Origin of the sequence: Pararhizobium mangrovi (genome assembly GCF_006516965.1) — a bacterium.
GTDB classification, from domain to species: Bacteria; Pseudomonadota; Alphaproteobacteria; order Rhizobiales; family Rhizobiaceae; genus Pararhizobium_B; species Pararhizobium_B mangrovi.
Map to the genome: position 1 here is coordinate 1 of NZ_VHLH01000005.1, position 24,006 is coordinate 24,006.

Sequence of the window (24,006 nt, forward strand, 5' to 3'; positions counted from 1 at the left end):
TGCCCGTCGAAAGCATGTAGAGCCGCCTGCCCGGCACAAGCGCGTCGAGCACGAGCGTGCCGGTCGGCTTCTTGCGCATGAGCACCGTATCGCCGGCCTTCACCTTCTGCAGGTGTTCCGTCAGCGGTCCGCCCGGCACCTTGATCGAGAAGAACTCGATCTCGTCGTCCCAGAAGGGGCTGGCGATCGAATAGGCGCGAAAGACCGGCTTTTCCGCGTTCGGCAGGCCGATCATCACGAACTCGCCCGACCGGAAGCGGAACTCGGCCGGCCGCGTCATGCGGAACTTGAACAGACGGTCGGTGTAGTGCTTCACCTCCGTCACGGTTTGCGCATAGACATTCGCGGGGATCGCGAAGGTCGGTGTAGCTGGTGCGTCTGCAAGGGTCGGTTCGCCGGACTGTGCACCGTAATCCATCGAAGGGACCTTTCTTTATGAATTCATCCTGATTTCATTTGTACACAAACGATTTTTATCGTGCAAGGCAGCCGCGCGTCTGGACACTCGGCGCGCGACCCCGACGACACCTCGAAGAGCATCCGAGCCATTCGCCAGGCAATCGGATCATCAGCAAAGCTTGTGAAGCATTTCGAGGAAAAGCATGCGTTCACCCGTCGTCAGCGGCGAAAGCGTTTCGCTCGTCGCGGTCGTGGCAGCGGGAATCATCTCCTGGACCGTCTTCTCTCCCTCTTCGGAAAGCGAAAGTACGACACGCCGTCCGTCGTTCGGGTCTTGTGCCGTTCGAACCAGACCCCGCTTCACCAGGCGATCCACGACGCCCTTCACCGTCGCGATGTCCATCGCGGTTTCCCGACCGAGTTGATTTTGGGAACAGGGCGCGAGTTCCTTCAGGCGAACGAGCGCGGACCATTGCGTCGGCGTCAGCTTGTAGCCGACATGCTCGCCGAAGATCGCGACATGCCGCTGGTTCGCCTGGCGCAGCATGTAGCCGGCCTGATCCTCAAGCCGATAGATGGCGGCCGAGCGATCCGCCTCCTCCAGTAATTTCGGCATTTCCGTTGCTCTTTTGCGGTTTGGCATAGGGGTGGGCTTACCGGGACACGAACGAATGTCAACGCACGAGATCAGCGCCGGCGCGTGACCTCGACGCCCGCTCGCGCAAGCGGTCCGAAGCCACCTGAACATTCTTGACATGTTCCCGGACCCCCTCGATAATCGTTAGCGTACCAACAATCAAAGGCGTCGGGCGTCCAGTCCTTCGGAGAGACGATGGTCAAGCAAGCGGCCGAGCAACGGGCTGACGGCAAGATCCGTTGTGATGCCTGTCCCGTCATGTGCTACATCGCCGACGGTCGATCCGGCGCCTGCGACCGCTACGCCAACGAGGGTGGCGACCTCATCCGCGTCGATCCGCTGACCGTCGTCGACGAAACGATCGCGCAAGGGGGACAGGTCGTCCCCTTCCTGCCTGGCGAAACGGAAGTCGAGTGGGACGGTGATCTCGTTCATGCCTCGCGCAATTTCGTGACCGCTGTCGGCGCAGGCACCACCTATCCCGATTACAAGCCCGCCCCCTTCATCGTTTCGCAGAAGGACAACGGCATCGACATGGTGACGGTCGTCACCGAAGGAATCTTCAGCTATTGCGGCGTGAAGGTGAAGATCGACACCGATCGCCATCTCGGCCACGAAACGTCGAAGATCATGGTCGGCGGCGAACCGATCGGTCACGTCACAACGGGCGAATACGGCTCGCAGATGCTTTCGATCGGCGGCGTGGAGCATCTCACCGGCGGCTCGAAGAAGGAAGGCCGCGTTACCTGCGAAGCGCTCCTGAAGCTTTGCAACAGCGAAGCGGTCGATCTTTCGATCGAAGGCGGCGCGGAACTTACGATCCAGGCCGGACGCGCGCCGATCATCAACGGCGCCGAGGAAAGCCGTATGCGTGTCGGCTGTGGCTCGGCGACGATCGGCATGTTCGCCAAACAGTGGATGGGCCATGTGGACGAGGTCGTCGTCGTCGACGATCACATCACCGGCGTCCTTTCCGAGCATCAGGCGGGCAAGCTGCTGGACGTTCCGGAAACCGGCATTCGCATCAAGGGCCGCCGGTCCACGCCGGGCCGCTATTTCCAGGTCGCGGAGCCGGGTGTTGGATGGGGCGGGACCGATATCAGCGATCCCCTGACGATCCTCGGCGACTTCAACGCGAAGAAGGCGTGGCCGGGCCTTCGCATGCTGATGGTTTCGACCACGGGCGAACAGCACGGCTATTACATCCTCAACGAGGATCTCGTGCCCGAGCGGCAGGAGATTCTGCCACCGGCGCTTCAGGAAAGCGTCGAGATCATCGCGGAAAACTGCGAGCCTGCGCTGACGTCGGTCCTCTTCATCGGGGGAGCGGGGGGAAGCCTGCGCGCCGGCGTGACCCGCAACCCCGTGCGCCTGACGCGCTCCGTAAAAGACGCACTGACCTACGTTTCGTGCGCCGGCGTGCCCGCTTATGTGTGGCCTGGTGGCGGCATCACGGTCATGGCGGACGTCTCGCGCATGCCGAGCAATTCTTTCGGCCATGTGCCGACACCCGCGCTCGTCGCACCGATCGAATTCACCATGCGTCTCGACGACTATCGCGCGCTTGGCGGCCATATGGAGGCCGTCGTGCCGATCGACGAAGCCCTTGAAGTGGCCGAACGCAAGGTCGCACCGAACGACCGGGCCCCATGGCCGACTGCCAGTCGCAACTTCCAATGGGGCGCGTAAGGAGCCGGTTATGAGCGCTCGGCCGCTCGCACGCTACCTCGACGCCGAAGGACCGCTCGGCCGTCTGCACTTGCAGCATGGGCCGATCGACCTCGTCATCGGGATAGACGGAACGCGTCGTTCGGGTCCAGAAAACGTTGCCTTTCGCGAAAAGGGGTTCCGTGCGGCAAAGAAGCGGCTGGACACCGTTCTCGAGGAACTCGTCGAGGAACTCCCGCTTTTGCGCCAACCAGCGCGGAAGGACGGCGAACCCGTTCGCGGCAGCGTTGCACAACGCATGGTCCGCGCGGTCTTGCCCTACGCCGAGGACTGCTTCGTGACGGCGATGGCAAGCGTGGCAGGTGCCGTCGCCGACGAAGTTCTGGCCGCGATGCTTTCGGCCTACCAGCCGGACGACCGGCCGAACCGCATCTATGTGAACAATGGCGGCGACATTGCGCTTCACCTCGAAGGCGATGCGGAATTTCGCGTGCGCATGAAACGCGAGGACGGAGCGAAATTCGGCGATCTGACCATGGCCGCTCGCGATCCCTCGCGCGGGATCGCCACCAGCGGACGTGGCGGACGGTCGCTTTCGATGGGCATTGCGGATTCGGTCACGGTTGTCGCGGCGGACGGCGCCACCGCGGATGCTGCGGCAACCCTGATCGCCAATACCGTCGACCTGCCCGGCCACCCGGCGATCACTCGCAAACCGGCCTGTGAAGTTGTGGACGAAAGCGATCTTGGCGATCGTCCGGTCGTGGTCGGTCGCGGCCGGTTGACCGACCGGGAAATCGACGCAGCACTCGCATCCGGCACGGCCTATGCCGAAACGCTGATCGAGCGCGGCCTGATCCACCGGGCCGCCCTCTTCCTGGGCCCTGCCGGGCGGCTTGCGCTACCGCGGACATCGCATTCGAAACGCACATCGAACCCTATGAAAGAGCTGCACCATGCCTGAACCCAAAGTCCGCAAGTTCGTGATCATTTCCGAGGAAATCCATCACGAGGGCGGTGCGCCGGTCGATCATCCGCCACGTCGCGCCGCGATTCTGGCCGTGATCGAAAACCCCTTTGTGGGTGAGTATCATCAGGAGCTTACCGGTTTCATGGAAGACCTGAAGCCACTGGGGCTCGAGATGTCGCGCCGCCTGATCGAACATCTTGGCGGCGCCTCCGCTGTCACGAGCTACGGCAAGGGCGCGATCGTCGGCGCTGCCGGCGAACTCGAGCACGGCGCGCTCTGGCACGTACCCGGCGGCTACGCGATGCGCGAACTCCTCGGAGAAGCGAAAGCCATCGTGCCGTCCAGCAAGAAGGTCGGTGGCCTCGGCGCCCGTCTCGACGTCCCGATCACGCATATCAATGCTTCCTACGTACGCAGCCATTTCGATGCGATGGAAGTCGGCGTGCCGGACGCACCACGCGCGAATGAAATCGTCTACGCGCTGGTCATGACGACAGGCGGCCGCGTCCATGCCCGTGTCGGCGGTCTGCAGGCGTCGGACATCAAGGGTGAGGACGGACTTCGCTGACCGGCGACCCGTTCGGAACGAACCGATCGTTTCGACCTTGCCTAACCGAACACGCTCGTGCGCCGAAACGCTCGGCGCACGAGACGGGAAACATCGGCAATGTCGGCGAATGTCGCTTGACACCCGAAGCGCAACGCCAATAGCATCGTTAGTATACAAATGATTTTCTGGAGCGGTCGGTGAGCCAAATCCCTTCGCCTGCAGCGAACACGCAGACACCGCCGCAATCGCAGGTCGCCGGTATCGACGTCGGCGGTACGTTCACCGATCTCGTCCTTTTCGATTCCCGTTCCGGGCGCGTGCGCCTGGCGAAGACCGCAACGACGCCCGACAATCAGGCTACCGGCGTGCTGGCCGCGCTCGATGCGGCGGAGACCGACGCCTCCGCGCTCGACCTTATCGTCCACGGAACGACGACCACGACGAACGCCGTGCTGGAGCGCAATCTCTGCCGGACCGGTCTGGTGACGACGATGGGCTTTCGCGACGTGCTCGAACTCGGCCGACGCACCCGGCCCAACGCCTACGGGATGACCGGCACGTTCGAGCCGATCATTCCCCGCGACCTGCGCATCGAAATCCCCGAACGCCTCGACGCAGCCGGCAACGTGATCGTGCCCCTCGACGAGGAACGCTTGCGTACGGCTCTTCGGCATCTGCTCGAATGCGGGTGCGAAACGCTCGTCATTCATTTTCTCCATGCCTACGCGAACCCGGCGCACGAGCGGCGTGCCGGCGAAATCGCGGCCGAGATCTGGCCGAACGGCAACATCACGCTCGGCCATGCTCTGCTTTCGGAAAGCCGCGAATTCGAACGCGGGGTCACGGCAGCTGTCAACGCGTCGGTTCAGCCGCTTCTGGCTCGCTATATCGACAGCCTTGCCGACCAGCTCGCCGAGCGCGGCTACCGGCACGACGTGCTCGTGATGAACGGCAATGGCGGCATGGTTTCGGCCCGGCTCGTCGCGCGCGAAGCGGCGAAAACGGTCATGTCCGGACCGGCCTCCGGCGTCATGGCGGCAGCCTATACGGGACGACGCGCCAAGATCCCAAATCTCATAACCTACGACATGGGCGGCACCTCCACCGACGTCGCGCTGATCCGCGATGCAGAGCCGGCCGTTTCCAACGAGATCGAGATCGAATACGCGCTGCCGATCCACGTACCGATGGTGGATGTGCGCACCGTCGGTGCCGGTGGCGGCTCGATCGCCCGTGTGAATTCGGCGGGTCTGCTGCAGATCGGCCCGGACAGCGCGGGCGCTTCGCCGGGCCCCATCTGCTATGGGCGCGGCGGTACGCAGCCGACGATCTCGGATGCGAACATGATCCTCGGCAGGCTCAACCCGTCGAAGCTCAGTTCAGTGCCGGGTGGTGCTTCCATCGACGACATTCGCGCGATCTTCGAGGAAAAGATCGGTACGCCGCTCGGCCTCGATGCGACCGAAGCGGCAGCGGCAGTGGTGCGGGTCGCGACCGCGCGCATGGCCGGCGCCGTTCGCATGGTCTCGGTCAGCCTCGGCGAAGATCCCCGCGATTTCGCACTCTTCTCTTTCGGCGGCGCCGGTCCGCTGCATGCCAGTGCAATTGCGCGCGAGCTCAACATCCCGCGCGTGCTGACGCCCTCTCGCCCCGGCATCACGAACGCGCTCGGCTGCGTGGTCGCCGATCTGCGGCACGATTTCGTCAATACGGTCAACCGGCCGCTCGACGATGTCGACATGGATGCGGTGCACGCGCTCTTCGCCGGCCAGTCGGAAGAAGGCCGTCGCCTTATCGGCAAGGAAGCCGTCGAGATCCAGGAGATCCGGAAGAGCTTTTCCGTCGACATGCAGTTCATCGGCCAGACCCATCTTCTGCGTGTCGCGATTTCGGGTCCGACGCCGACGCGGGCCGAACTGCAGCGCGCTTTCGAGGAAGCCTATTTCGCCCGCTTCCATGTCGACCTGCCGCAGATCCGCGCCAATCTCGTCAACGTCAATGCCTCCATCATCGGCCGACGTGGTGAAATCGATCTGTCCATGCTGATCGATCCGGACGGCAGGCGATCGACGCTGGAAGACGCGCAGACGGAAATTCGCCGGGTCTGGTTCGATGGATGGCGGGAAACACCCGTCTATTGGCGCGATCACCTGCCGGCCGACGCGACGATCACGGGGCCGGCGATCATCGAGCAGATGGACACGACCATCGTCATCGAACCCGGCGACCGGGCCGGGCAGGATGCCGACGGCAACATCATCATCGAACTGAGGGACGCAGCATGAGCATCGATCCGGTCACGCTGAGCGTCATTCAGTCCGTTCTTCAGCAGGTGTGCGACGAGATGGATCTTTCCTTCTCCCGCGCCGCCTTTTCTCCCGTCATCGCCGAAGCCAACGACCGGTCGGACGGCATCTATTCCGCCCTCGACGGCTCGCTGATCGCCCAGGGTGGGCAGGGACTGCCGGTCTTCGTCGGGACGATGCAGTATTCGACGCGCGTGCTCATCGAGATGATCGCTGCAGGGACGGCCGCCGCCCCCTCGCCCGGCGACATCTACATCGTCAACGATCCCTATCTCGGCGGCACCCATTTGATGGATGTGCGCTTCGCCATGCCCTTCTACCGCGACGGCGAGATCTTCTGCTGGCTGTCGAACACCGGCCACTGGCCGGATACGGGCGGCGCGGTTCCGGGCGGCTTTTCCGCCTCCGCGACGTCGGTCGAGCAGGAAGGCCTGCGCCTGCCTCCGGTCCGCCTCTTCAAGCAGGGCACGCTCGACCCGGAAATCTACGGTATCATCTGTTCCAATATCCGCGTTGCCGAACAGCGCATCGGAGACGTCAAGGCCCAGGCCTCCGCGCTACTCGTCGGCGAGAACCGCCTGACGCGCCTGCTCGATCGCTACGGCGACGACGTGGTGCGCGAGGCGATCGACGAACTGAGAAGCCGTGCCGCGGAGCAGATGCGCGCATGCATCCGAACCATTCCCGAGGGGACCTATCGCTCGATCGCATATATCGACAGCGACGGCGTGGTGAACGAACCGCTGGAAATCCACCTGCGTGTCGATGCCAGGGGTGACGAACTTCACTTCGATTTCGAAGGATCGTCGCCACCATGTGCCGGGCCGATGAACTCCGTGCTCGCCACGACGCTTTCTGCCGTCTACCTCGCAGTACGGCATATCTTCCCCGACGTTCCGTTGAGCGCCGGCGCCTTCGAACCGTTGAAGATCCGCACGCCTGAAGGCACCTTCTTGAAGGCGGAATATCCGCGACCGGTCTCCGGCTGTGCCGCAGAGGTCAGCCAGCGCGTTGCGGAGGCCGTCTTCGCCGCACTGGTCCAGGCGATCCCGGATCGCGTGACGGCGGCACCGGCCGGCAGTTCGGGCAATTTCGCGCTTGGCGGCGAGGACCCCGACCGCGGCCGCGGTTTCGTCATGTATCAGATTTCCGGTGGCGGTTATGGCGGCAATGCCGACCATGACGGGCTCGCCAACGGTTGCTCGACGATCGGCATCTCCAAGGCGCCGCCGATCGAGATCATGGAGCAGCAGTTCCCCGTGCTCTACCATTGCTACGCGCTGCGCGAGAGTTCGGGTGGCGCCGGCGAACACCGCGGCGGTTTCGGCCTCGACTACGAGCTCGAGCTTCTTCGCGGGCATGCCACCGCGAGCTTCGTCATGGATCATGGCCGTTACGGGCCGCAGGGCGTGCTCGGCGGCGCGGATGGCATGGTGAACGCGGTGACGGTCTGGCAGGATGGGGTAGCGTCGACACCCGAGCATCTGTCGAAGGCTCAGGGAATCCCGTTGAAGCCCGGCGATCGCGTGCGCGTTGGAACGCCGGGCGGTGGCGGCTACGGCAATCCGTTCGTCCGGAAACCATCGAGCGTCGCGGAGGATGTCCGCCTTGGCCGTTATACGAGTGATGAAGCGCTGGAACTTTTCGGCGTCGTGCTCGGCGACGATGGTATCGTGCTTTCCGCCGAGACCGAGCGATACCGGACGAACCGATCCGACGCGAAGACAATGGAAGACGCTGGTCCGCACGCGCGGTGACGAACCCAAGGCGTGGGTGCCGACAATTCGCACGCCGCTTCGCGTTGCTTGTGCGCTTACGGGCGATCCATTAGCGTACACACGAATTTCAGGAGGCGTGGAGAACGCATCCACTTTCATCCCGGCTGCTGGCGGGCAAAGCTCAGACGGTCGAAAACGACCGCTAGAACGAACGATAAGGGGAACTGAACAATGACCGGACTACGAAATTTCTTCGCCACCGTGCTCGCTTCGGCGGCCGTCTTGGGCGCGGTATCGGGCGCGATGGCGGCCGATACCATCAAGATCGGCGACATCAACAGCTATACGGGTATGACCGCGTTCACCGCACCATACAAGAACGGTATGATGCTCGCGCTCGACGAGATCAACGCCGATGGCGGCGTGCTCGGCAAGAAGCTCAAATTGATCACCAAGGACGACAAGGGCCAGCCGGGCGAAGCCGTAAAGGCCGCGCAGGAACTCTTCAATCGCGACGGCGTCGCCATGATCACCGGCGCGACCCTCAGCAATGTGGGTCTCGCGCTCACATCCTATGCCGGCCAGCGCAAGCACCTCTACATCGCCTCGGAGCCGCTCGCCGACGCCGTCGTTTGGAGCGAGGGCAACCGTTACACCTTCCGCCTGCGTCCCTCGACCTACATGCAGGCTGCGATGCTCGCCGACGCCGCGGCGAAGGAAAACAAGAAGCGATGGGCGACGATCGCGCCGAACTACTCCTACGGCAAGGAAGCGGTCGAAGCCTTCGAGAAGCTTCTGAAGGAAAAGCAGCCCGACGTCGAATTTGTGGGATCTCAGTGGCCCGGCCTCTTCAAGATCGATGCGGGCGCAGAGGTACAGGCGCTCGCCGCCGCCAAGCCCGACGCGATCTTCAACGTCACCTTCGGATCCGATCTCGCAAAGTTCGTTCGAGAGGGCGAAACGCGCGGCCTTTTCAAGGATACGCTCGTCACCAGCATGCTGACCGGCGAACCGGAATACATGGACCCGATGAAGGCGGAGGCGCCGAAGAACTGGCTCGCCACCGGCTATCCCTGGTACGCGATCGAGGAAAAAAGCCACGAGGACTACGTCGCGGCCTACAAGAAGAAGTTCGGCGATTATCCGCGCCTCGGCTCGCTCGTCGGCTACGACACGATACTGACGGCAGCTGCTGCGCTGAAGAAGGCCGGGTCCACCGATACGGACGCGCTTGTCGAGGCGATGTCGGGCCTGACGATCGACACGCCGCTCGGCAAGGTTCTCTATCGCCCGATCGACCATCAGTCGACGATGGGGGCCTTCGTCGGACGCACGGCGGTCAAGGACGGAAAGGGCATTATGGTCGACTGGTCCTACAAGGATGGTGCGGACTTCCTTCCGAGCGACGCCGAAGTGAAGAAGCTGCGCCCGGCTTCCGACTGAGCTCAAGTCCCGAACGCGGTCGCGATCTCGTCACAAGTTTCGCGACCGCGTTCAATGATCGGAGCAGTTGGCGCGTCTTCATGCGCGCACGCTTCCCACGGTAACGCCCGGGCGCACGATGATACGCGGCGCCCTTCCTTCCCCGGAGCTTGGCGCGAGAATTCCTCCCTGGCGCCAGCGGATATTGGAAGACGACTTTCATGGGCTTCTTCGTCGCGCAGTTGCTGACGGGCATGGCAAATGCCGGGGCGCTGTTCCTCGTGGCCTCGGGCCTTTCCATCATCTTCGGCGTAACGCGGGTCGTTAATTTCGCCCATGGCTCCTTCTATATGCTCGGCGCCTATATCGCCTACACGCTGATGAGCCATCTGCCGGGTGCGATCGGATTCTGGTCGGCGATCGTGCTGACGGGCATCGCGGTCGGGCTCATCGGCCTCCTCGTCGAGATCGTCGTCCTGAAGCCGATCTATCGTGCGCCGGAACTCTACCAGCTCGTCGCGACCTTCGGTGTCATCCTCGTCATTCAGGACGCGGTGCGCTACGTCTGGGGACCGGAGGATCTGATCGGGCCGAGAGCGCCGGGGTTCGGCGGTGTCGTTTCGATATTCGGACAGAGCGTGCCGACCTACGACCTCGTTCTCATTGCCCTCTCGCTCGTCGTTCTTGCCGCGCTATGGGCACTTTTCAACAAGACCCGGATCGGCGTCCTGATCCGCGCCGCGACGCAGGACCGCGAGATGGTCGGTGCGCTCGGCGTCAATCAGACGCTTCTCTTTTCCGCCGTTTTCTTCCTCGGCTCGTTTCTCGCAGGCATCGGCGGTGCGGCACAGTTGCCGAAGGGCGGTGCCGATCTCACCATGGATCTGAACATCATCACCGCCGTCTTCGTCGTGGTCGTCATCGGCGGCATGGGATCGATCTTCGGTGCCTTCATGGCATCGGTGCTGATCTCCGAACTCCAGGTTTTCGGCGTTCAGCTCCTTCCTCAAAGCACGCTCGTGCTGATGTTCGTCGTCATGGCGATCATCCTCGTCGTTCGGCCTCAGGGCCTCTTCGGACGCCCGGACGCCGCCGTCTATCAGGGCAATTCCGCTATGGTCCCCAAGCCGCTGAAGCCGCTCGGTCTGGCGGGCAAGCTGGTCGGAGCGGCAATCCTTGCCTTCCTTGCCTTCATTCCCTTCTACGGTGACAATTTCCTCGTCTTCCTGTTTTCGGACATCATCATATTCTGCCTGTTCGCCGCGAGCCTGCATTTCATTCTCGGCATCGGTGGAATGGCCTCCTTCGGACACGCAGCCTATTACGGCGGTGGTGCCTATGTGGCGGCACTTCTCGTCCAGTACCTGCAAACGCCGATGGAACTTGCCATCGTGCTTGCGCCGCTCGGAGCGGGCTTTCTCGCGCTTATCATCGGCTGGTTCTGCGTTCGCCTTTCCGGCGTCTATTTCGCGATGCTCACGCTCGCCTTCGCGCAGGTCGTCTGGTCGGTCGTCGTGCAATGGACGTCGCTGACAGGCGGGACCGACGGCATTCTCAACATCTGGCCCTCCGATTGGGCGTCGGACCCGTCCGTCTTCTACTACGTGGTACTCGTCGTCGGGGCCGGCGGCATCATTGCGCTGAGAGCGATGGCGCATACGCCCTTCGGCTACGCGCTTCGCGGCACGCGGGACTCCTCGCTTCGCGCCGAAGCGATCGGCATCCACGTGCGCCGGGTGCAACTGCTCGCCTTCGCATTTGCCGGAGCGATGGCGGGGCTTGCCGGCGCCCTCTTCGTCTTCGCGAAGGGCAGCATCTTCCCGACCGAGCTCGCGATCAGCAGGTCCTTCGATGCGCTGATCATGGTCTTCTTCGGTGGTGTGCAATCCCTGGGCGGACCGATTGCCGGCGCGAGCGTCTTCACGTTACTGCAGGACTGGCTTTCCGATTTCACCTACTGGCAACTCCTTCTCGGCGTCGCCATCATCGCGGTCGTCATTCTGTCGCCGCGCGGCATCACCGGTCTGCTCGAAACGACCGGCCGGATCGGCGACCGCTTCCGAACCGCCACCGGATCGAACGCGGAAGTCGCCGGTAAGGAGGCACGATGAGCTTTCTCGTCGTCGAAGGACTGTCCTTGAGCTTTGGCGGCGTACGCGCGGTCGACGACGTCTCGTTCACCCTCGCGAAGGGTGAACTCCTGGCGTTGATCGGCCCCAACGGTGCGGGAAAGTCGACCTGCTTCAATATGCTCTACGGCGTCAGCCGGCCGGATTCAGGCTCGGTGAAGCTCGATGGCAACGAACTCGTCGGCCTGAAACCGCGCCAGATCTGGCGCCTCGGCGTCGGTCGCACGTTCCAGATCACGGCAACCTTCACCTCGATGACCGTCTGCGAGAACGTGCAGATGGCGCTGCTTTCGCATGCCAACCGAACCTTCGGCATTTTCCGGCGTGCGCACGACGCCTACCGCGACCAGGCGATGGATCTTCTCGACATCATCGGCATGCGCGGACAGGCCGATCGACCGACGAACGTGCTTGCCTACGGCGACCTGAAACGTCTGGAACTGGCCATCGCGCTCGCCAACGAGCCGAAACTTCTGCTGATGGACGAACCGACCGCCGGCATGGCCCAGCCCGAACGGCGCTCCTTGATGAAGCTGACGGCAGATCTCGTTCGCGATCGTGGCACCAGCGTGCTGTTCACCGAACACGATATGGACGTCGTCTTCGAACACTCCCATCGCCTGCTTGTTCTGAACCGTGGACGTGTGCTCGCCGAGGGCTCGGTCGCCGAGGTCCGCGCCGATCCGAAGGTGCGCGAAATCTACCTCGGGGGCGGATCGACGTATGCCAGCATGGAGACGAACCATGCTTGAGGTCGCGGACTTGAACAGCTTCTACGGCGGCGCGCATATTCTGCATGGCGTATCGCTGGATGTCGGCCAGGGCGAAGTGGTCGCGCTGCTCGGGCGAAACGGCGCGGGCAAGAGCACGACCATGAAGAGCATCATGGGTCTCGTGCGGCCGCGGTCGGGAACGGTGACTTTCGAAGGCCAGGCGATCGCCGGTCGCCCCGCCTACCGCATTGCACGCCTCGGGCTCGGCTATGTGCCGGAAGACCGGCGTATCTTCACCGATCTGACAGTGCTCGAAAACCTCGAAGTAGGCTGCCGCGCCGCTCGAGGCACGCAACGAGCCTGGACCAGCGAACGCCTGTTCGAGCTCTTTCCAAACCTTGCCGAGCGTCGCAGCGCCCGCGCGGGCGCGATGAGCGGTGGTGAGCAACAGATGCTGACCATCGCCCGTACGCTGATGGGCAATCCGAAGCTCGTTCTTCTCGACGAGCCTTCGGAGGGTATCTCCCCCCTTATCGTCGAGCAGATGGCCTTCGCCATCCGGCAACTGAAGGCCGAAGGCATCGCGATCCTGCTTTCCGAGCAGAACCTGCACTTCGCCATGCTGATCGCGGATCGGGTGCAGGTGATCGAGGGCGGACGCATTCAGTTCCACGGAACGGCCGAAGAGCTTTCAAACCAACCCAAGCTTCGCGAAGAGCTACTCGCACTCTAGGCTCGATGTCCGTAATTGCGAGGCGGTATGATCCCCTGAGGGTTTCACGGATCTGTCCGCACCTGACAGAGCCTAGGCCGGCTGTGCGATACCGGGTCTCGCCAAGCGACGTCGACGGCATCTCCAACGAAAGGGCTTCTAATTCCGATCACCGGCCGGAGCGGTGTTGCGTCCCTGCCGGAACGACAATGTCGCGATCAGCACGAACAGGATCGCGCCCAACGCGTCCGAAAGCGCCGACTGATAGAGAAGAAACAGGCCGGCAAGGGCGAGCGCGCCGCGTTCGATCCAGCTGACGGGTCTGAAGAGCCATCCGACCACGGCGGTGGCGATGCAGAACACGCTCACGAACCCGGTAAGCGTCGCGCGGGCGATGTCGAGGACCGATCCATCCATCAGCAATGCCGGGCTGAAGAAGAACATGAACGGCAGGATATAGCTGGTGATGCCGTAGAAGAAGGCGGTCCAACTCGTCTTGTTGATATCGCATTCGGCGATGCTCGCCGCAACGTAGGAGGCGAGTGCGACCGGCGGCGTGATCGTCGATATGCAGCCGAAGAAGAAGACGAACATGTGTGCCGTGAGAAGCGGCACGCCCATCTTGGCAAGGCCCGGCGCCACGACGGTGGCGAGGATCAGGTAGGCCGCAGTCGTAGGAAGGCCCATGCCGAGCACCAGCGCCACGACCATCGTCAAGAGCAAAGCAAGGAGCGGTTCGCCCGCCGATACCGCGACGATGATCGCCGAGATTTTCGAGCCGAGCCCGGAAAGGGCGAGAACGCCGGCGATGATGCCCGCCGCTGCACAGGCGATCGCGATCGGCACCACCGCCTTCGCACCCGATTCGAGCGCATCGAGGATCTTCGCGCCGAAACCCTTCATGTCGTCGAGCTCGAAGAAGAAGCAGCCGACAAGCAGGATGATCAGCGCCGCGAACGAGGCTTTGAAGGGCGAGTAGCCGGCGACCATCATTGAGATCAGCAGCGCGAAGGGAACGATGAAGCGCAAGCCCGGCAGAAGGATTTTGAGGAACGGCAGGTCGCCGCCTTCGATCGCGGTGACCCGCATGTCCGCCTTTACCGCCTGCAATTGCACGATGAAGAAGATCGACGCGAAGAAGAGTAGTGCCGGAATGAGCGCCGCCCGCATGATGTCGGGATAGGGCCTGCCGATGATTTCCGCCATGATGAAGGCGGCGGCGCCCATGACCGGCGGCATGATCTGCCCGCCTGTCGAGACGACTGCCTCGATCGCGCCGGCCTGATGCGGCGCGTAGCCTTCGCGCTTCATCATCGGGATCGTCATCGTGCCGGTGACCGCCACGTTGCCGGCGGCCGACCCCGAGACCATGCCGAGCAGCGTGCTGAAGATCACCGCGGTCTTGGCCGAAGCGGCACGCGTGTTGCGCGTCAGCTTCCCCGAGAGGCGGAAGAAGAAGTCGCTCGCTCCGAACCGGCCGAGAAAGGCACCGAAGATCGTGAACATGATGATGTAGGATGCCGAAACGCCGATCGGTATGCCGTAGACGCCGTCCGACGAGTTGGTCAGGTAGCCTGCGAGCCGATCGATGCCATAGGGCCGGCTTTCGAGAATGCCGGGGAGGTAGTCGCTGACCAGCGGATAGAGCAGGAAGAGAAGTGTGATGACCATCAGCGCAAGCCCGACACGCAACGCGACGGCGAGCATGACGAGGAAGACGATCCCGAGCCCTACATAGGTGTCGAGGTCGGTCGTCAGTCCACCGCTCAACGCGATGTCCTGCCAGCGCGAGTAGAGGTAGATGCCGCTGGCGATCGCGCCTGCCGCCGCCAGGAGAAAGACGCCGGTGAAGACCTTCGGGCGAAGACCGCGTTCGCCCCCTCGCGGTTCGCCCGTCGTGGCCGGCAGTGACAGAAAGGCAAGTACCAGCACGGCGCCGAGATGGACGATGCGTACCTCCATCGTCGACAGCGAGAGGAAGCCCGCGACGAGAACGAGATGGAAGATCGCGAGCGCGATCGCGATCCAGCGCGTCACGATGCGAAGGCCGGTACCCAACGACGATCTCTGCATGGACTATGGTCCTCCGAAGGGTCCGCACGCGATCGCCGGGTGCGCAAACCCTTGCCGACCCACCTTCCTTCCGGACGCCGAATGCACCCGAAAAGGCAATACGGCGATGCCGCGATCGATCTTTCGTACGAAAGCTACTTTGCCTCGAAATAGGCTTTCGCGGCAGGATGCAGCGGAACTGCAATCTTCGCCGCCATCGCCGGATCGACCTGCTTGGCGTTGGCGTTCTCCTTGGCGAATTCGTCGAGGTGATCGTAGATCGCCTTGGTCACGGCCGAAACCTTGGCATCGTCCATCTTGGACGAGGTGATGAGGATGTTCGAAACGCCGAGCGCCTTCACGTCGCCTTGCGTCTTGTAGATGTCGGCAGCGACGTCCACATCGGTGTAGTAAGGGAATTTCTTCTCGATTTCGGCGAACTTGTCCTGCGGAATCGAAACGAAGGCGATCTTGTTCGTGGCCTGCGTCTGCGTCACAGCGGAAGTCGGGAAACCCGCGAGCGCGATGCTCGCGTCGACATTGCCATCCGCAAGCTGACTGAACCCATCCGAATAGGACAGGAAGCTCGGGGTAACGTCCTTCAGGCTCATGTCGTAGACGGAGAAGAGATCCCGCAGGACCGAAAGAGTGCCGCCACCCGCCGGCCCGACGGCGACCCTCTTGCCCTTCAGATCCGAGATCGACTGGATCGACGACCCCTGAAGCGTGACAATGTGGAGAATGCTCGGATGCAAGGGGCCGACCGCCACGACGTCGAGCTTCTTCTGGTAGGGCTGTTCGCCGCGCGCGGCGAAGAACGCGGTGCTGGCGTTGGCGATGGCGAAATCGGCCTCGCCGGAATCGACCAATCTCGGATTCTGCACCGCGCCTTGCGTGACGACCGGCACCATCGTGATGCCCTTCGCATGCTCGTTGACGAGATTGGAGATCGCCTGCCCCATCGGGTAGAAAGCACCGCCGAGGCTTGCCGTACCGATGCGCAGTTCCTCCGCAGAGCTCACGCCCGGCGCCGAAGCGAGGGCCCCGAGCGCAGCGAACGCAAGTACGACTTTCCTGAATGTTCTCATGACGATCCTCCCGATTGCATCGCGCCTGAACGGCTAATCATGTTTGCCGCTACGAGGACCAGCGTCAACACTTTTATCGATTTTTTCGGCAAAAATATAAGATTGTCGACAGGAAGACACGAGCGATCGTGTGGCGGTCGAGCGAGGTCGAAACCGGTCTCTGTATTCGTTCGTCGACGCCGAGTGGCCATGCGTCACCCTCCCCTACCCGCCGCCGACGACCACGCGGAGGACATCGGCCTCGCCGTGCCGTCTTCAGTGTAATTCCGGAATGAGGCTTCGATCGAGGTAATCTTCCGGCGTGCGGGCAATCCGGTATCCAGTATATTTCTCGCGCAGCCGCATGACCTGCGAGATGCCGGACATGGTGATGGGCAGGCCCGGACGAACGATGGAGCCGGGCGCCTGCAGGGCGCGTGCGATCCGCAGTGCTTCGGTCATCTCGAGCCCGCCGCCTAGATGCGCGACGAGCGCTTCTGCCGTTTCCTGCGTGTTGTCCGGATCAAGCACGGCGTTGACGCCCGCGAGCGTGGCACGGACGAAGCCTTCGACAGCGGAACGATTGGCGGCGACCCAATCCGTGCGCGCACAGAAGACGTTGCCCTGGTAGTCGTCCCAGGGGTCCGGATCGCTGGCAAGGGCACGGAAACCGAGACCCTTGGCGATCGTCGCGAAATGATCGTTCAAAAGAGCGCCGTCGACGACGCCCTCGCGCAGTGCCCGCCAGCGTTCGCGCGGAGCCCCGAAGGAGCGGAACTCGTAGCGATCCGGATCGAGCCCATTGATCGCGAGCATTTCGCGCAGAAGGAAGGCGAAACCGGTCGAAAGGGCATCGACGGCGATCGTCTTTCCTTCGAGATCCGCAAAGCCCGCGACACGAGGCGCCACGACGAAGGGTAAACGGTACGAAGCCGAACCCATGAAGACCACGAGATCCGGCTCCCGGTTCGTCGGCGCCGCGCCCTGGCCTTCGCGGTAGGCGATCACATTGTCGATCGCGCTTGCGGCGATTTCAAAGGCTCCGTCTATCAGGCCGGTCATCTGCGCGATCGAGCTCGTCGTCGAGACGATTTCCACCTCCAGCCCTTCCTCGCGAAAATAACCGCGCGAAGCCGCGACCTCGAGAGGTACGGTGCCGGCATTGGTGAAGATCGAGATCCGCAGTTTCATATCGAGCTACCGCCTCCTCGAGCGGGGGCCGACACCATCGCCGGCATCCTTGGATCGATCGACAAATATACCATTCTCGCACAAAAATCGATTTTTTATTTGTAATGGAGGAGCCGGGCGGTAGGGTCCGATTCTCATTCAGGAGGAAGCACGGTGAACACAGATTTCAGGCGCGTGGTGACGGGACATGACGGCGAGGGAAAGGCCATCGTCATCTCGGACGCAAATTCGACCAACGTTCTGCAACGGCCGAACCGGCCGGGCGTCGCGCTCGTCAATTTCTGGCAGACATTCGAGAGTCCGGCCCGCTTCGACGGCCCGGAGGAGACGGTCGACGACCCCCTGATCCTCCATCCGCCGAAGGGCGGCAGCGTCTTCCGCTTTGTCGTCTTCGAACCGGAGGATCCCGAAGTCATGGCTACGCTCGACGGCCGGGCTGCCTTCGCCGAAATGGGCGCGGGCGCCAACGTCGTCGCCGGCGCACGCCATCCCTTCATGCACCGCACGGACAGTGTCGACTATGCGGTGATCGTCTCGGGCAAGATCAAGATGCTTCTCGATGATTCGGAAGTGACGCTTTCCGCGGGGGACGTCGTCGTGCAGCGGGGAACGAACCACGCGTGGTCGAACCAGTTCGACGAGACATGCGTCATCGCCTTCGTACTCGTAGACGGCGAAGGAGAAACCGGCGCCACCTGATGCGCGACCGCAACCGACCGCATGTCGCAGATGCCCGGAACGTTTTCGTCCTGACTAGAGCCTTTCAGGTTTATACGGAAGCGCTCTGCCGACCCTGTTTGCGTCAGGACCGAGACGGATGGCGACGAGCGTACTGGTAGTACGGTCGAGCCATCCGTCGAAGCGTCATGGCCCAAACAGGGCCGGCCCGAAGGGTTCGACCGTGCCGCTCTCCTACTTTGTCGGCGATCTTGCCCGATGAACCACATCGCGCTGCGATCGCCTTCGCGTGGGAAACCGGCACGATCGAACAGAGCTCTTCCGTATGAACCTGAAAGGCTCTAGGAAGTATTCTATCGGCGCGCGCTGGTACGCGGCGTACTCGCCGTCTCGGCGACCTGGCTATGCAACGAGTTGCGCAGGAAGTTTCCGGTATTGTGGTAGTGATCGATCAACCGTGAAACGGCGAGATCGCAATCGCGCTCGAGAACGGCATCGGTGATCGCGTCGTGCTCGGCGCTGACGTCGCGCTCGGCATAGGCTGTCATCCGCGCGGCTTGCCGATAGCGCGTGTTCTGGTCGTAGAGATCGTCGCAGATATTGTAGAGGAAGCGGGATCCGCACTGCGCCAGGAGGCACATGTGGAAGCGCTTGTGGAGCGTCTCCCACTCCTGCGTCATGATGGTAGGGTCGCCTTCGACCGTGCGACGGGTGCGCGACAGACGGTAGGCGGCGATCACGACTTCCTCCTCCCACCGCTTGCTTCCGTTCACGATGGACTCGCGCAGTGCCCGTTCGTCGAGCCAGCACCGCGTCTTCAGGAGTTCGTCGAATTCCTCGATGCTGACGCGCGAGACGCGGAAACCCTTCTGGTCCAGACGTTCGACAAGCTGCGTGGACGTCAGCAGGCTCAATGCCTCGCGGATCGGGCTGGCACCGACTTCGTAGCGCTGACGCAACTCGTCGATCTTGAGCTTGCTGCCGGGCTCCAGTGCACCGGCTATGATATCCGCCCGCAGCAGCGACATGATGCGGCTCGTCAGCGACTCCCGGTTTTCCGTCGCGGCACCCGAACCGACGGCGCCCGCTACATCATTCATTCGCCACTCTCTTGCAAACGGGCCACGATGGTCATGCAAAAAATCGACCGTCCGACCAACTCCATGATTTTATCGACTATCATGGACCATCGGCGCCGCGTTCGCCAAGCGCGAGATACGCTGCGAGGTGCTGATAGTGCCGGAATTGACGAATTTCTCGTGGTTTTCCTCGATACGGTTGAAGGCATAGAGGTAGTTCACCATCGTGCCGAGCGCGTTCGCTTTCGCCTCCGGCGAAGGGTCGGCGAGGACGTTCACCCGCTCGAGGCTCGCCCCGTTGCCGAGATGGAAGCGGGCGACCGGATCGACGATACGCCCGGAATCGTTACGCGCCTTGGATAGAAAGTACGCCGCGGTGCTTTCCACGAAACGCCGCGCTTCCGCGTTCTGGTCCGAGGCGGGATCGTCGAGCGCCGCGCGAAACGTGTCCCAATCGGGACAGGCTGCCGGCATTGCGAGTTCGCCGGCTTCGTGGCGCGCTTTCAGCCATTCGGCGTATGCCGGCAGTGGCGAAAGGGTGACGAACGTCTTCAAGCGAGCGAAGCGCGACTTCAGATCGGTCACGACCTGCTTGATGAGGAAGCTTCCAAGCGGGATCCCCCGCAGACCGCGCTGGCAATTCGATATCGAATAGAAGACCGCGGTCGTTGCCTGGTCGGCCGAAAGTTCTTCCCGTTCGCGTTCGAGGATCGTCCCGATACTTTCGGGAACGGCGTCCGTCAGCGCGACTTCGACGAAGATCAGCGGCTCGCCCTCGAGGCGGGGATGGAAGAAGCCGTAGAGGCACCGATCCTCCGGTAGGATCCGACGGCGAAGTTCGTCCCAGCTGTCGAGCCGGTGCACGGCCTCGTAGCGCATGATCTTTTCGAGCAGGTCGGCCGGCGCGTTCCAGTCGATGCGCCGCAGTTCGAGGAAACCGCGATTGAACCAGGCCGAAAAGAGTTTCACGAACTGCCAGTCCAGGGCGGCCAGACCCGGGTCGCTCGCCATGGCATCGAGCAGGTCTTCACGCATGCGCACAAGAGAAAGCGTACCGCCCGGCGCCTGATTCAGTCGCTCCAGCAATACGCTGCAGCGCGGCCGCGTTGCCGTGTTGAGGACGGCAAGCGAGGTGTAGCTCGGCGCGTCGACGAAGTTGGCGGCCGCCGTTATCGCCTTATCGAGATCGCCTTCGAGACGTTCGAGAACGCCGCTGAAAAAAGCGGATTTCTGTGCCTCGTCCAGCTTCCTGTAGAGGGCGAGCGCCTCGCGCGCCATGGCGATACCGGACGCCTCGCCCTTGCTCGTCAGCAGGAGGCCGCACAGCTTGAGAAGGCTTTCGACCGTATCGCCCTCCCGGCGATACCGCCGCGTATCGATCAGCGACATGCCGCGCTCCGCGATGGAGGTCAGAAGCTCGCTGAACAGAAATCCTTTCGGGCTTTTGTCGATATTCTTCCCGGCGGACATATCGTTCATGGTATCTCTCCACTTCGGAAACGACCGCCGAAATTCGACGGGAATGGTTAGTTCCGGCACTCAGACCCAAGGGATACAGGCCCGCAGCACGATGGCCTCACTGATAACCTCGCCGCACATTCCACACAATGCGTACGACGTATGAGACATGGATTATTGATATTTTCCAGTTTGTACGTAAATTGTCGATTTAATTGATCGGTGAGAACGAGGATTATGGGATGCGAACGAACTTCTTCGAGGATGGCAAATGGTGGGTAAGCCCCTATAATTTCACTCCCGAGGTGCTCGAAGGTCTCGACCTTCCCTCCCGCGTACAGATTCATGATGCGACGTTGCGCGACGGCGAGCAGACGCCCGGCGTCGTCTTCTCCGTCGAAGACAAGGTTCGTGTCGCGCGCAAGCTCGACGAGATCGGGATCGATCGCATCGAGGCCGGCATGCCTGCCGTTTCGCCGCAGGACGAGGAGGCGATCAAGGAGATCACGAGACTCGGCCTCAAATCCAAGATCTTCACCTTTGCGCGCGCCATGAAGAAGGATATCGACATGGCGCTCGAATGTGGCGCCCACGGCGTCATCATCGAGGTTCCCATCGGCTACCCGAAAATCAAGACGCAATTTGGCTGGACATGGGAAAACGTGCTGGAGCGAAGTGCTCCGGTCATCAACTACGCGCGCGAGCAGGGCCTTTACGCGGTCTTCTTCCCCTACGACACGACGCGGGCGCGTCCCGAGGACTTTTCGGCACTGTGCAAGGGCATCATGGAGCAGTCGCCGCCCGACTCGATCGGCATCGTCGACACCATGGGCTGCGCCACGCCGGAAGCGATCAAGTACATGGTGCGGTGGGTCAAGAAGATGACCGGCCTTCCCATCGAGATCCATACCCACAACGATTTCGGCATGGGCGTCGCCACCGAGCTGGCGGCCGTTGCAGCCGGCGCCGAGGTCGTCCATTCGAGCGGTAACGCGCTCGGCGAGCGGACGGGCAATGCCGCCCTCGAAGAACTCGCCATGGCGCTTCATGTGCTTTACGGCTACGACACGCCCTACCGCCTCGACAAGCTGACCGAGCTCGGCGACCTCCTTTCGGAACTCGCCAACGTACCGATCGCACGCAACAAGCCGGTGCTCGGTTCGGGCAATTTCACGCGTGAGTCCGGTATCGGCGTCAATTACGTCGTCCACGACCCGCTCGTCATGTTCGGCACGCATCCGCAACTCACCGGGCGTACTGGCGAGGTCGTGCTCGGCAAGAAGAGCGGCAAGGCGTCGATCGTCTACAAGCTCGACCAGCTGGGGCTGTCGGAGGCGAACGACGAGGAGATCGCCGAGATGCTGTCGGCCGTAAAGGAAAAGGGAATCGCCAAGCGCGACATCCTCGATGACGAAGAATTCCGGGTCATCGCGGACGGCGTCTTCGCCAAGCGCGCGGCCTGAATACGGAACTTCCAAGCGTATGGCGGATCGAGACTGCCGCCATACGCTCGGGCACGACCGGCGGCGGTCTTGCAGACCGGGCTTCACGTCACGCAGGAATAAGAGGCAGAAGCAGGAAGCTTTCCCTCTCCGGGCCGGTATGGATCGTCGTCTTGCCGCCAAACGTGGTCCGCGACCGATCCATCGAAGAATCGTGTAGCATCCGCCCTGCCTTCTCGTACTCGAAATCATGTCCCATCAACCGAAGAGCGAGCCGGTAGCCCGGTGGGCATACGACGCTCGTCGGCCAAATCTCCACATCGAGTTCGTAAACCTCGTCCGGCGTGAGCTTCTCGATGCGACGATGGGTGTGGAAGGGTCGGTAGGGCGTCGAGCGGTGAGGATCGAGCGCACGGTGGGAGGCGCGCAGCCACCCGCGCGCGACCGGCACCTCCTCGTGCGCACCGGTAAATCGAACTTCGTCGCCGTCGGGATCGAGCAGCCGCAGGACTGCGAAGATGTCCATATCGTCCGTCGTCGAGGAAGCTTGAAGCTTCAGTGCCACCGGTCCGGTGAATTCGACCGCCTCTTCGAAGGCGGGGGTGAGAAACTCGACGCCGTCGCCATCGGCCTCGAAGGTAACGCTCGCGTCGCTTCCGCTGCCGCCGGCAGGCATCAAACCGAGCCTATCCGCATCGAGATGATAGGACGTCCATCGCGTTTGCGGTAGCGGCCAGCTTTCCGCCTCCCGCCATACGGCGCCGTCCGGATGGCGCACGGCGAAACGTATGGCGGGTTCGTGGTCGAAGCCGTTGTCGATGTCCTTCAGGAAGCGGTCGAAGAAGCGCTTCTGTCGGCTGACGAAATCCGGCAGATAGAAGCTTTCGTAGTGCGTGCCGACGTGGAGCTGCAGCCATTTGCGTTGTGACCCGGTGCGCAGATAGCCTTCGATGTTTCCGCGCAGATGCAGTCCCGGCCCGCCCCAGTTTGCCGCCGACAGGACCGGCACTTCGATCCGGGAGAGGTCCGGGCTGCGTTCGCGATGCCAGTCGTCGTCGAGTTCATGGCGGTGCAGATCGGACATGTGATCGGCAATGTTGCCCGCGAGAATTCCCTCTTCGAGCGCCGGCCCGGTCGTCCGCTCGCCGGTATCGGGATCCACGAGCGGCGAATTGCCGTTGCCGTTCTGGTTGACGCTCACCTGCCGGGGCAACCATGCCGCGGGAAAGCCGTGGCTCAGGATGCCGCCATGCCTGGCCCACTCGCGGTAGAAGTCCGAAGCCCCCTCCCATGGCACGATCGCTGCCAGGTGCGGCGGGCGCAGAGCGGCCACCTGCCACTGCTTGATGGCGAAATAAGAGACGCCGAGAAGGCCGACCTTGCCGCTCGACCATTCCCGCGTTCCGGCCCATTCGATCAGTTCGAAATGGTCCATCGTCTCCGTCGGCGAAAACGGATCGAGATAACCCGGCGACTTGCCGCTGCCGCGCGCATCGACCGAGACGAGAACGTAGCCGTCGGGGACCCAGCGCTCCGGATCGGCCGTCTCCCAGCGCAGGAAGCGGCCGCTCGAAGCACCCTTGTCGAGGTCGGGATAAAGGCCGGTCAAGACCTCCCATTGCGGCTTGAAGGCGTCACGGAAGTGGACGTCCTTCCCGTAGACGCCATGGGCGAGGATGACCGGATATCGTCCCGGCGTGGTCGGTCGGAAAACGTTGGCGCGAAGGTGCAGCCCGTCGCGCATGGCGATCTCGACATCCTTTTCGAAGATCAGGCAGTCGGTTTCCTCGACGGTATGGGCCATGGCGGGTTCCC

Annotated in this window: 19 protein-coding genes; 11 read left to right on the top strand and 8 right to left on the bottom strand. The window is 62.7% G+C overall.

Annotated features, from left to right (window positions below; translation table 11 throughout):
* The coding region (locus FJU11_RS04050; protein WP_235890799.1) for an FAD-binding oxidoreductase at positions 1 to 418 on the bottom strand (418 nt) is incomplete at its 3' end.
* A 150-nt stretch (positions 419 to 568) separates the two neighbouring features.
* A complete protein-coding gene (locus FJU11_RS04055; protein WP_141165750.1) occupies positions 569 to 1,015 on the bottom strand; it encodes a MarR family winged helix-turn-helix transcriptional regulator in 447 nt (148 codons plus the stop codon).
* Between the two features lie 216 nt (positions 1,016 to 1,231).
* On the opposite strand from FJU11_RS04055, the gene FJU11_RS04060 reads away from it, so the two are divergent.
* The 9 genes from FJU11_RS04060 to FJU11_RS04100 all read left to right on the top strand — a co-directional run bounded on the left by FJU11_RS04060 (position 1,232) and on the right by FJU11_RS04100 (position 13,245).
* Positions 1,232 to 2,725 (top strand): 6-hydroxynicotinate reductase, encoded by a 1,494-nt coding sequence (locus FJU11_RS04060; protein WP_141165751.1) that lies wholly within the window; start codon positions 1,232 to 1,234, stop codon positions 2,723 to 2,725.
* Between the two features lie 10 nt (positions 2,726 to 2,735).
* Positions 2,736 to 3,668 (top strand): UPF0280 family protein, encoded by a 933-nt coding sequence (locus FJU11_RS04065; protein WP_141165752.1) that lies wholly within the window; start codon positions 2,736 to 2,738, stop codon positions 3,666 to 3,668.
* Positions 3,661 to 4,242, top strand: a complete 582-nt coding sequence (locus tag FJU11_RS04070) for an amino acid synthesis family protein (RefSeq protein ID WP_141165753.1) — start codon at positions 3,661 to 3,663, stop codon at positions 4,240 to 4,242. Before FJU11_RS04065 ends, FJU11_RS04070 begins: the two co-directional genes overlap by 8 nt.
* 179 nt (positions 4,243 to 4,421) lie before the next feature.
* Positions 4,422 to 6,509, top strand: coding sequence for a hydantoinase/oxoprolinase family protein (locus FJU11_RS04075; RefSeq protein WP_141165754.1), 2,088 nt, complete (start codon positions 4,422 to 4,424; stop codon positions 6,507 to 6,509).
* The gene (locus tag FJU11_RS04080) at positions 6,506 to 8,287 is read left to right on the top strand and encodes a hydantoinase B/oxoprolinase family protein (protein ID WP_141165755.1); all 1,782 of its coding nucleotides are present in this window, start codon (positions 6,506 to 6,508) and stop codon (positions 8,285 to 8,287) included. The genes FJU11_RS04075 and FJU11_RS04080 overlap by 4 nt, the downstream gene beginning before the upstream one ends.
* Before the next feature lie 192 nt (positions 8,288 to 8,479).
* Entirely contained in the window at positions 8,480 to 9,691 is a 1,212-nt protein-coding gene (locus tag FJU11_RS04085; RefSeq protein WP_141165756.1) for an ABC transporter substrate-binding protein, read from the top strand.
* 200 nt (positions 9,692 to 9,891) lie between these two features.
* Positions 9,892 to 11,781, top strand: a complete 1,890-nt coding sequence (locus tag FJU11_RS04090) for an ABC transporter permease (protein WP_141165757.1) — start codon at positions 9,892 to 9,894, stop codon at positions 11,779 to 11,781.
* Entirely contained in the window at positions 11,778 to 12,551 is a 774-nt protein-coding gene (locus FJU11_RS04095; protein ID WP_141165758.1) for an ABC transporter ATP-binding protein, read from the top strand. The genes FJU11_RS04090 and FJU11_RS04095 overlap by 4 nt, the downstream gene beginning before the upstream one ends.
* Positions 12,544 to 13,245: an ABC transporter ATP-binding protein gene (locus FJU11_RS04100; RefSeq protein WP_141165759.1), complete on the top strand. Its 702-nt coding sequence runs from the start codon at positions 12,544 to 12,546 to the stop codon at positions 13,243 to 13,245. Before FJU11_RS04095 ends, FJU11_RS04100 begins: the two co-directional genes overlap by 8 nt.
* A gap of 138 nt (positions 13,246 to 13,383) precedes the next feature.
* Here FJU11_RS04100 and FJU11_RS04105 read toward each other — a convergent pair whose 3' ends face one another.
* The 3 genes from FJU11_RS04105 to FJU11_RS04115 form a co-directional block, all read right to left on the bottom strand.
* Positions 13,384 to 15,297, bottom strand: a complete 1,914-nt coding sequence (locus FJU11_RS04105; RefSeq protein WP_141165760.1) for a TRAP transporter permease — start codon at positions 15,295 to 15,297, stop codon at positions 13,384 to 13,386.
* 134 nt (positions 15,298 to 15,431) lie between these two features.
* Entirely contained in the window at positions 15,432 to 16,364 is a 933-nt protein-coding gene (locus FJU11_RS04110) for a TAXI family TRAP transporter solute-binding subunit (protein WP_141165761.1), read from the bottom strand.
* A 255-nt stretch (positions 16,365 to 16,619) separates the two neighbouring features.
* A complete protein-coding gene (locus tag FJU11_RS04115; RefSeq protein ID WP_141165762.1) occupies positions 16,620 to 17,534 on the bottom strand; it encodes an ABC transporter substrate-binding protein in 915 nt (304 codons plus the stop codon).
* Between the two features lie 153 nt (positions 17,535 to 17,687).
* Between FJU11_RS04115 and FJU11_RS04120 the strand changes: the two genes are divergently transcribed.
* The gene (locus FJU11_RS04120; protein ID WP_141165763.1) at positions 17,688 to 18,233 is read left to right on the top strand and encodes a cupin domain-containing protein; all 546 of its coding nucleotides are present in this window, start codon (positions 17,688 to 17,690) and stop codon (positions 18,231 to 18,233) included.
* Between the two features lie 332 nt (positions 18,234 to 18,565).
* On the opposite strand, the gene FJU11_RS04125 is transcribed toward FJU11_RS04120, so the two are convergent.
* Together FJU11_RS04125 and FJU11_RS04130 are read right to left on the bottom strand one after the other, a co-directional pair.
* Positions 18,566 to 19,312, bottom strand: a complete 747-nt coding sequence (locus FJU11_RS04125) for a GntR family transcriptional regulator (RefSeq protein ID WP_141165764.1) — start codon at positions 19,310 to 19,312, stop codon at positions 18,566 to 18,568.
* Between the two features lie 69 nt (positions 19,313 to 19,381).
* Positions 19,382 to 20,770: a malonyl-CoA decarboxylase domain-containing protein gene (locus tag FJU11_RS04130; RefSeq protein WP_235890800.1), complete on the bottom strand. Its 1,389-nt coding sequence runs from the start codon at positions 20,768 to 20,770 to the stop codon at positions 19,382 to 19,384.
* 221 nt (positions 20,771 to 20,991) lie between these two features.
* Between FJU11_RS04130 and FJU11_RS04135 the strand changes: the two genes are divergently transcribed.
* Complete coding sequence (locus FJU11_RS04135) at positions 20,992 to 22,212, top strand: 2-isopropylmalate synthase (protein WP_141165765.1); 1,221 nt, start codon at positions 20,992 to 20,994, stop codon at positions 22,210 to 22,212.
* Positions 22,213 to 22,300: 88 nt separating this feature from the next.
* Here FJU11_RS04135 and FJU11_RS04140 read toward each other — a convergent pair whose 3' ends face one another.
* Positions 22,301 to 23,995 carry a CocE/NonD family hydrolase gene (locus tag FJU11_RS04140; protein WP_235890801.1) on the bottom strand — a complete coding sequence of 565 codons (1,695 nt, stop codon included), beginning with the start codon at positions 23,993 to 23,995 and terminating at the stop codon, positions 22,301 to 22,303.
* Positions 23,996 to 24,006: the final 11 nt, after the last annotated feature.

Bases quoted from the DNA above. Each gene is read 5' to 3' on its own strand.
- FJU11_RS04115 (WP_141165762.1), bottom strand. From the start codon at position 17,534: ATGAAACTGCGGATCTCGATCTTCACCAATGCCGGCACCGTACCTCTC.
- FJU11_RS04065 (WP_141165752.1), top strand. From the start codon at position 2,736: ATGAGCGCTCGGCCGCTCGCACGCTACCTCGACGCCGAAGGACCGCTC.
- FJU11_RS04090 (WP_141165757.1), top strand. From the start codon at position 9,892: ATGGGCTTCTTCGTCGCGCAGTTGCTGACGGGCATGGCAAATGCCGGG.
- FJU11_RS04060 (WP_141165751.1), top strand. From the start codon at position 1,232: ATGGTCAAGCAAGCGGCCGAGCAACGGGCTGACGGCAAGATCCGTTGT.
- FJU11_RS04105 (WP_141165760.1), bottom strand. From the start codon at position 15,297: ATGCAGAGATCGTCGTTGGGTACCGGCCTTCGCATCGTGACGCGCTGG.
- FJU11_RS04080 (WP_141165755.1), top strand. From the start codon at position 6,506: ATGAGCATCGATCCGGTCACGCTGAGCGTCATTCAGTCCGTTCTTCAG.
- FJU11_RS04140 (WP_235890801.1), bottom strand. From the start codon at position 23,995: ATGGCCCATACCGTCGAGGAAACCGACTGCCTGATCTTCGAAAAGGAT.
- FJU11_RS04130 (WP_235890800.1), bottom strand. From the start codon at position 20,770: ATGAACGATATGTCCGCCGGGAAGAATATCGACAAAAGCCCGAAAGGA.
- FJU11_RS04095 (WP_141165758.1), top strand. From the start codon at position 11,778: ATGAGCTTTCTCGTCGTCGAAGGACTGTCCTTGAGCTTTGGCGGCGTA.
- FJU11_RS04085 (WP_141165756.1), top strand. From the start codon at position 8,480: ATGACCGGACTACGAAATTTCTTCGCCACCGTGCTCGCTTCGGCGGCC.
- FJU11_RS04070 (WP_141165753.1), top strand. From the start codon at position 3,661: ATGCCTGAACCCAAAGTCCGCAAGTTCGTGATCATTTCCGAGGAAATC.
- FJU11_RS04100 (WP_141165759.1), top strand. From the start codon at position 12,544: ATGCTTGAGGTCGCGGACTTGAACAGCTTCTACGGCGGCGCGCATATT.
- FJU11_RS04055 (WP_141165750.1), bottom strand. From the start codon at position 1,015: ATGCCGAAATTACTGGAGGAGGCGGATCGCTCGGCCGCCATCTATCGG.
- FJU11_RS04125 (WP_141165764.1), bottom strand. From the start codon at position 19,312: ATGAATGATGTAGCGGGCGCCGTCGGTTCGGGTGCCGCGACGGAAAAC.
- FJU11_RS04110 (WP_141165761.1), bottom strand. From the start codon at position 16,364: ATGAGAACATTCAGGAAAGTCGTACTTGCGTTCGCTGCGCTCGGGGCC.
- FJU11_RS04135 (WP_141165765.1), top strand. From the start codon at position 20,992: ATGCGAACGAACTTCTTCGAGGATGGCAAATGGTGGGTAAGCCCCTAT.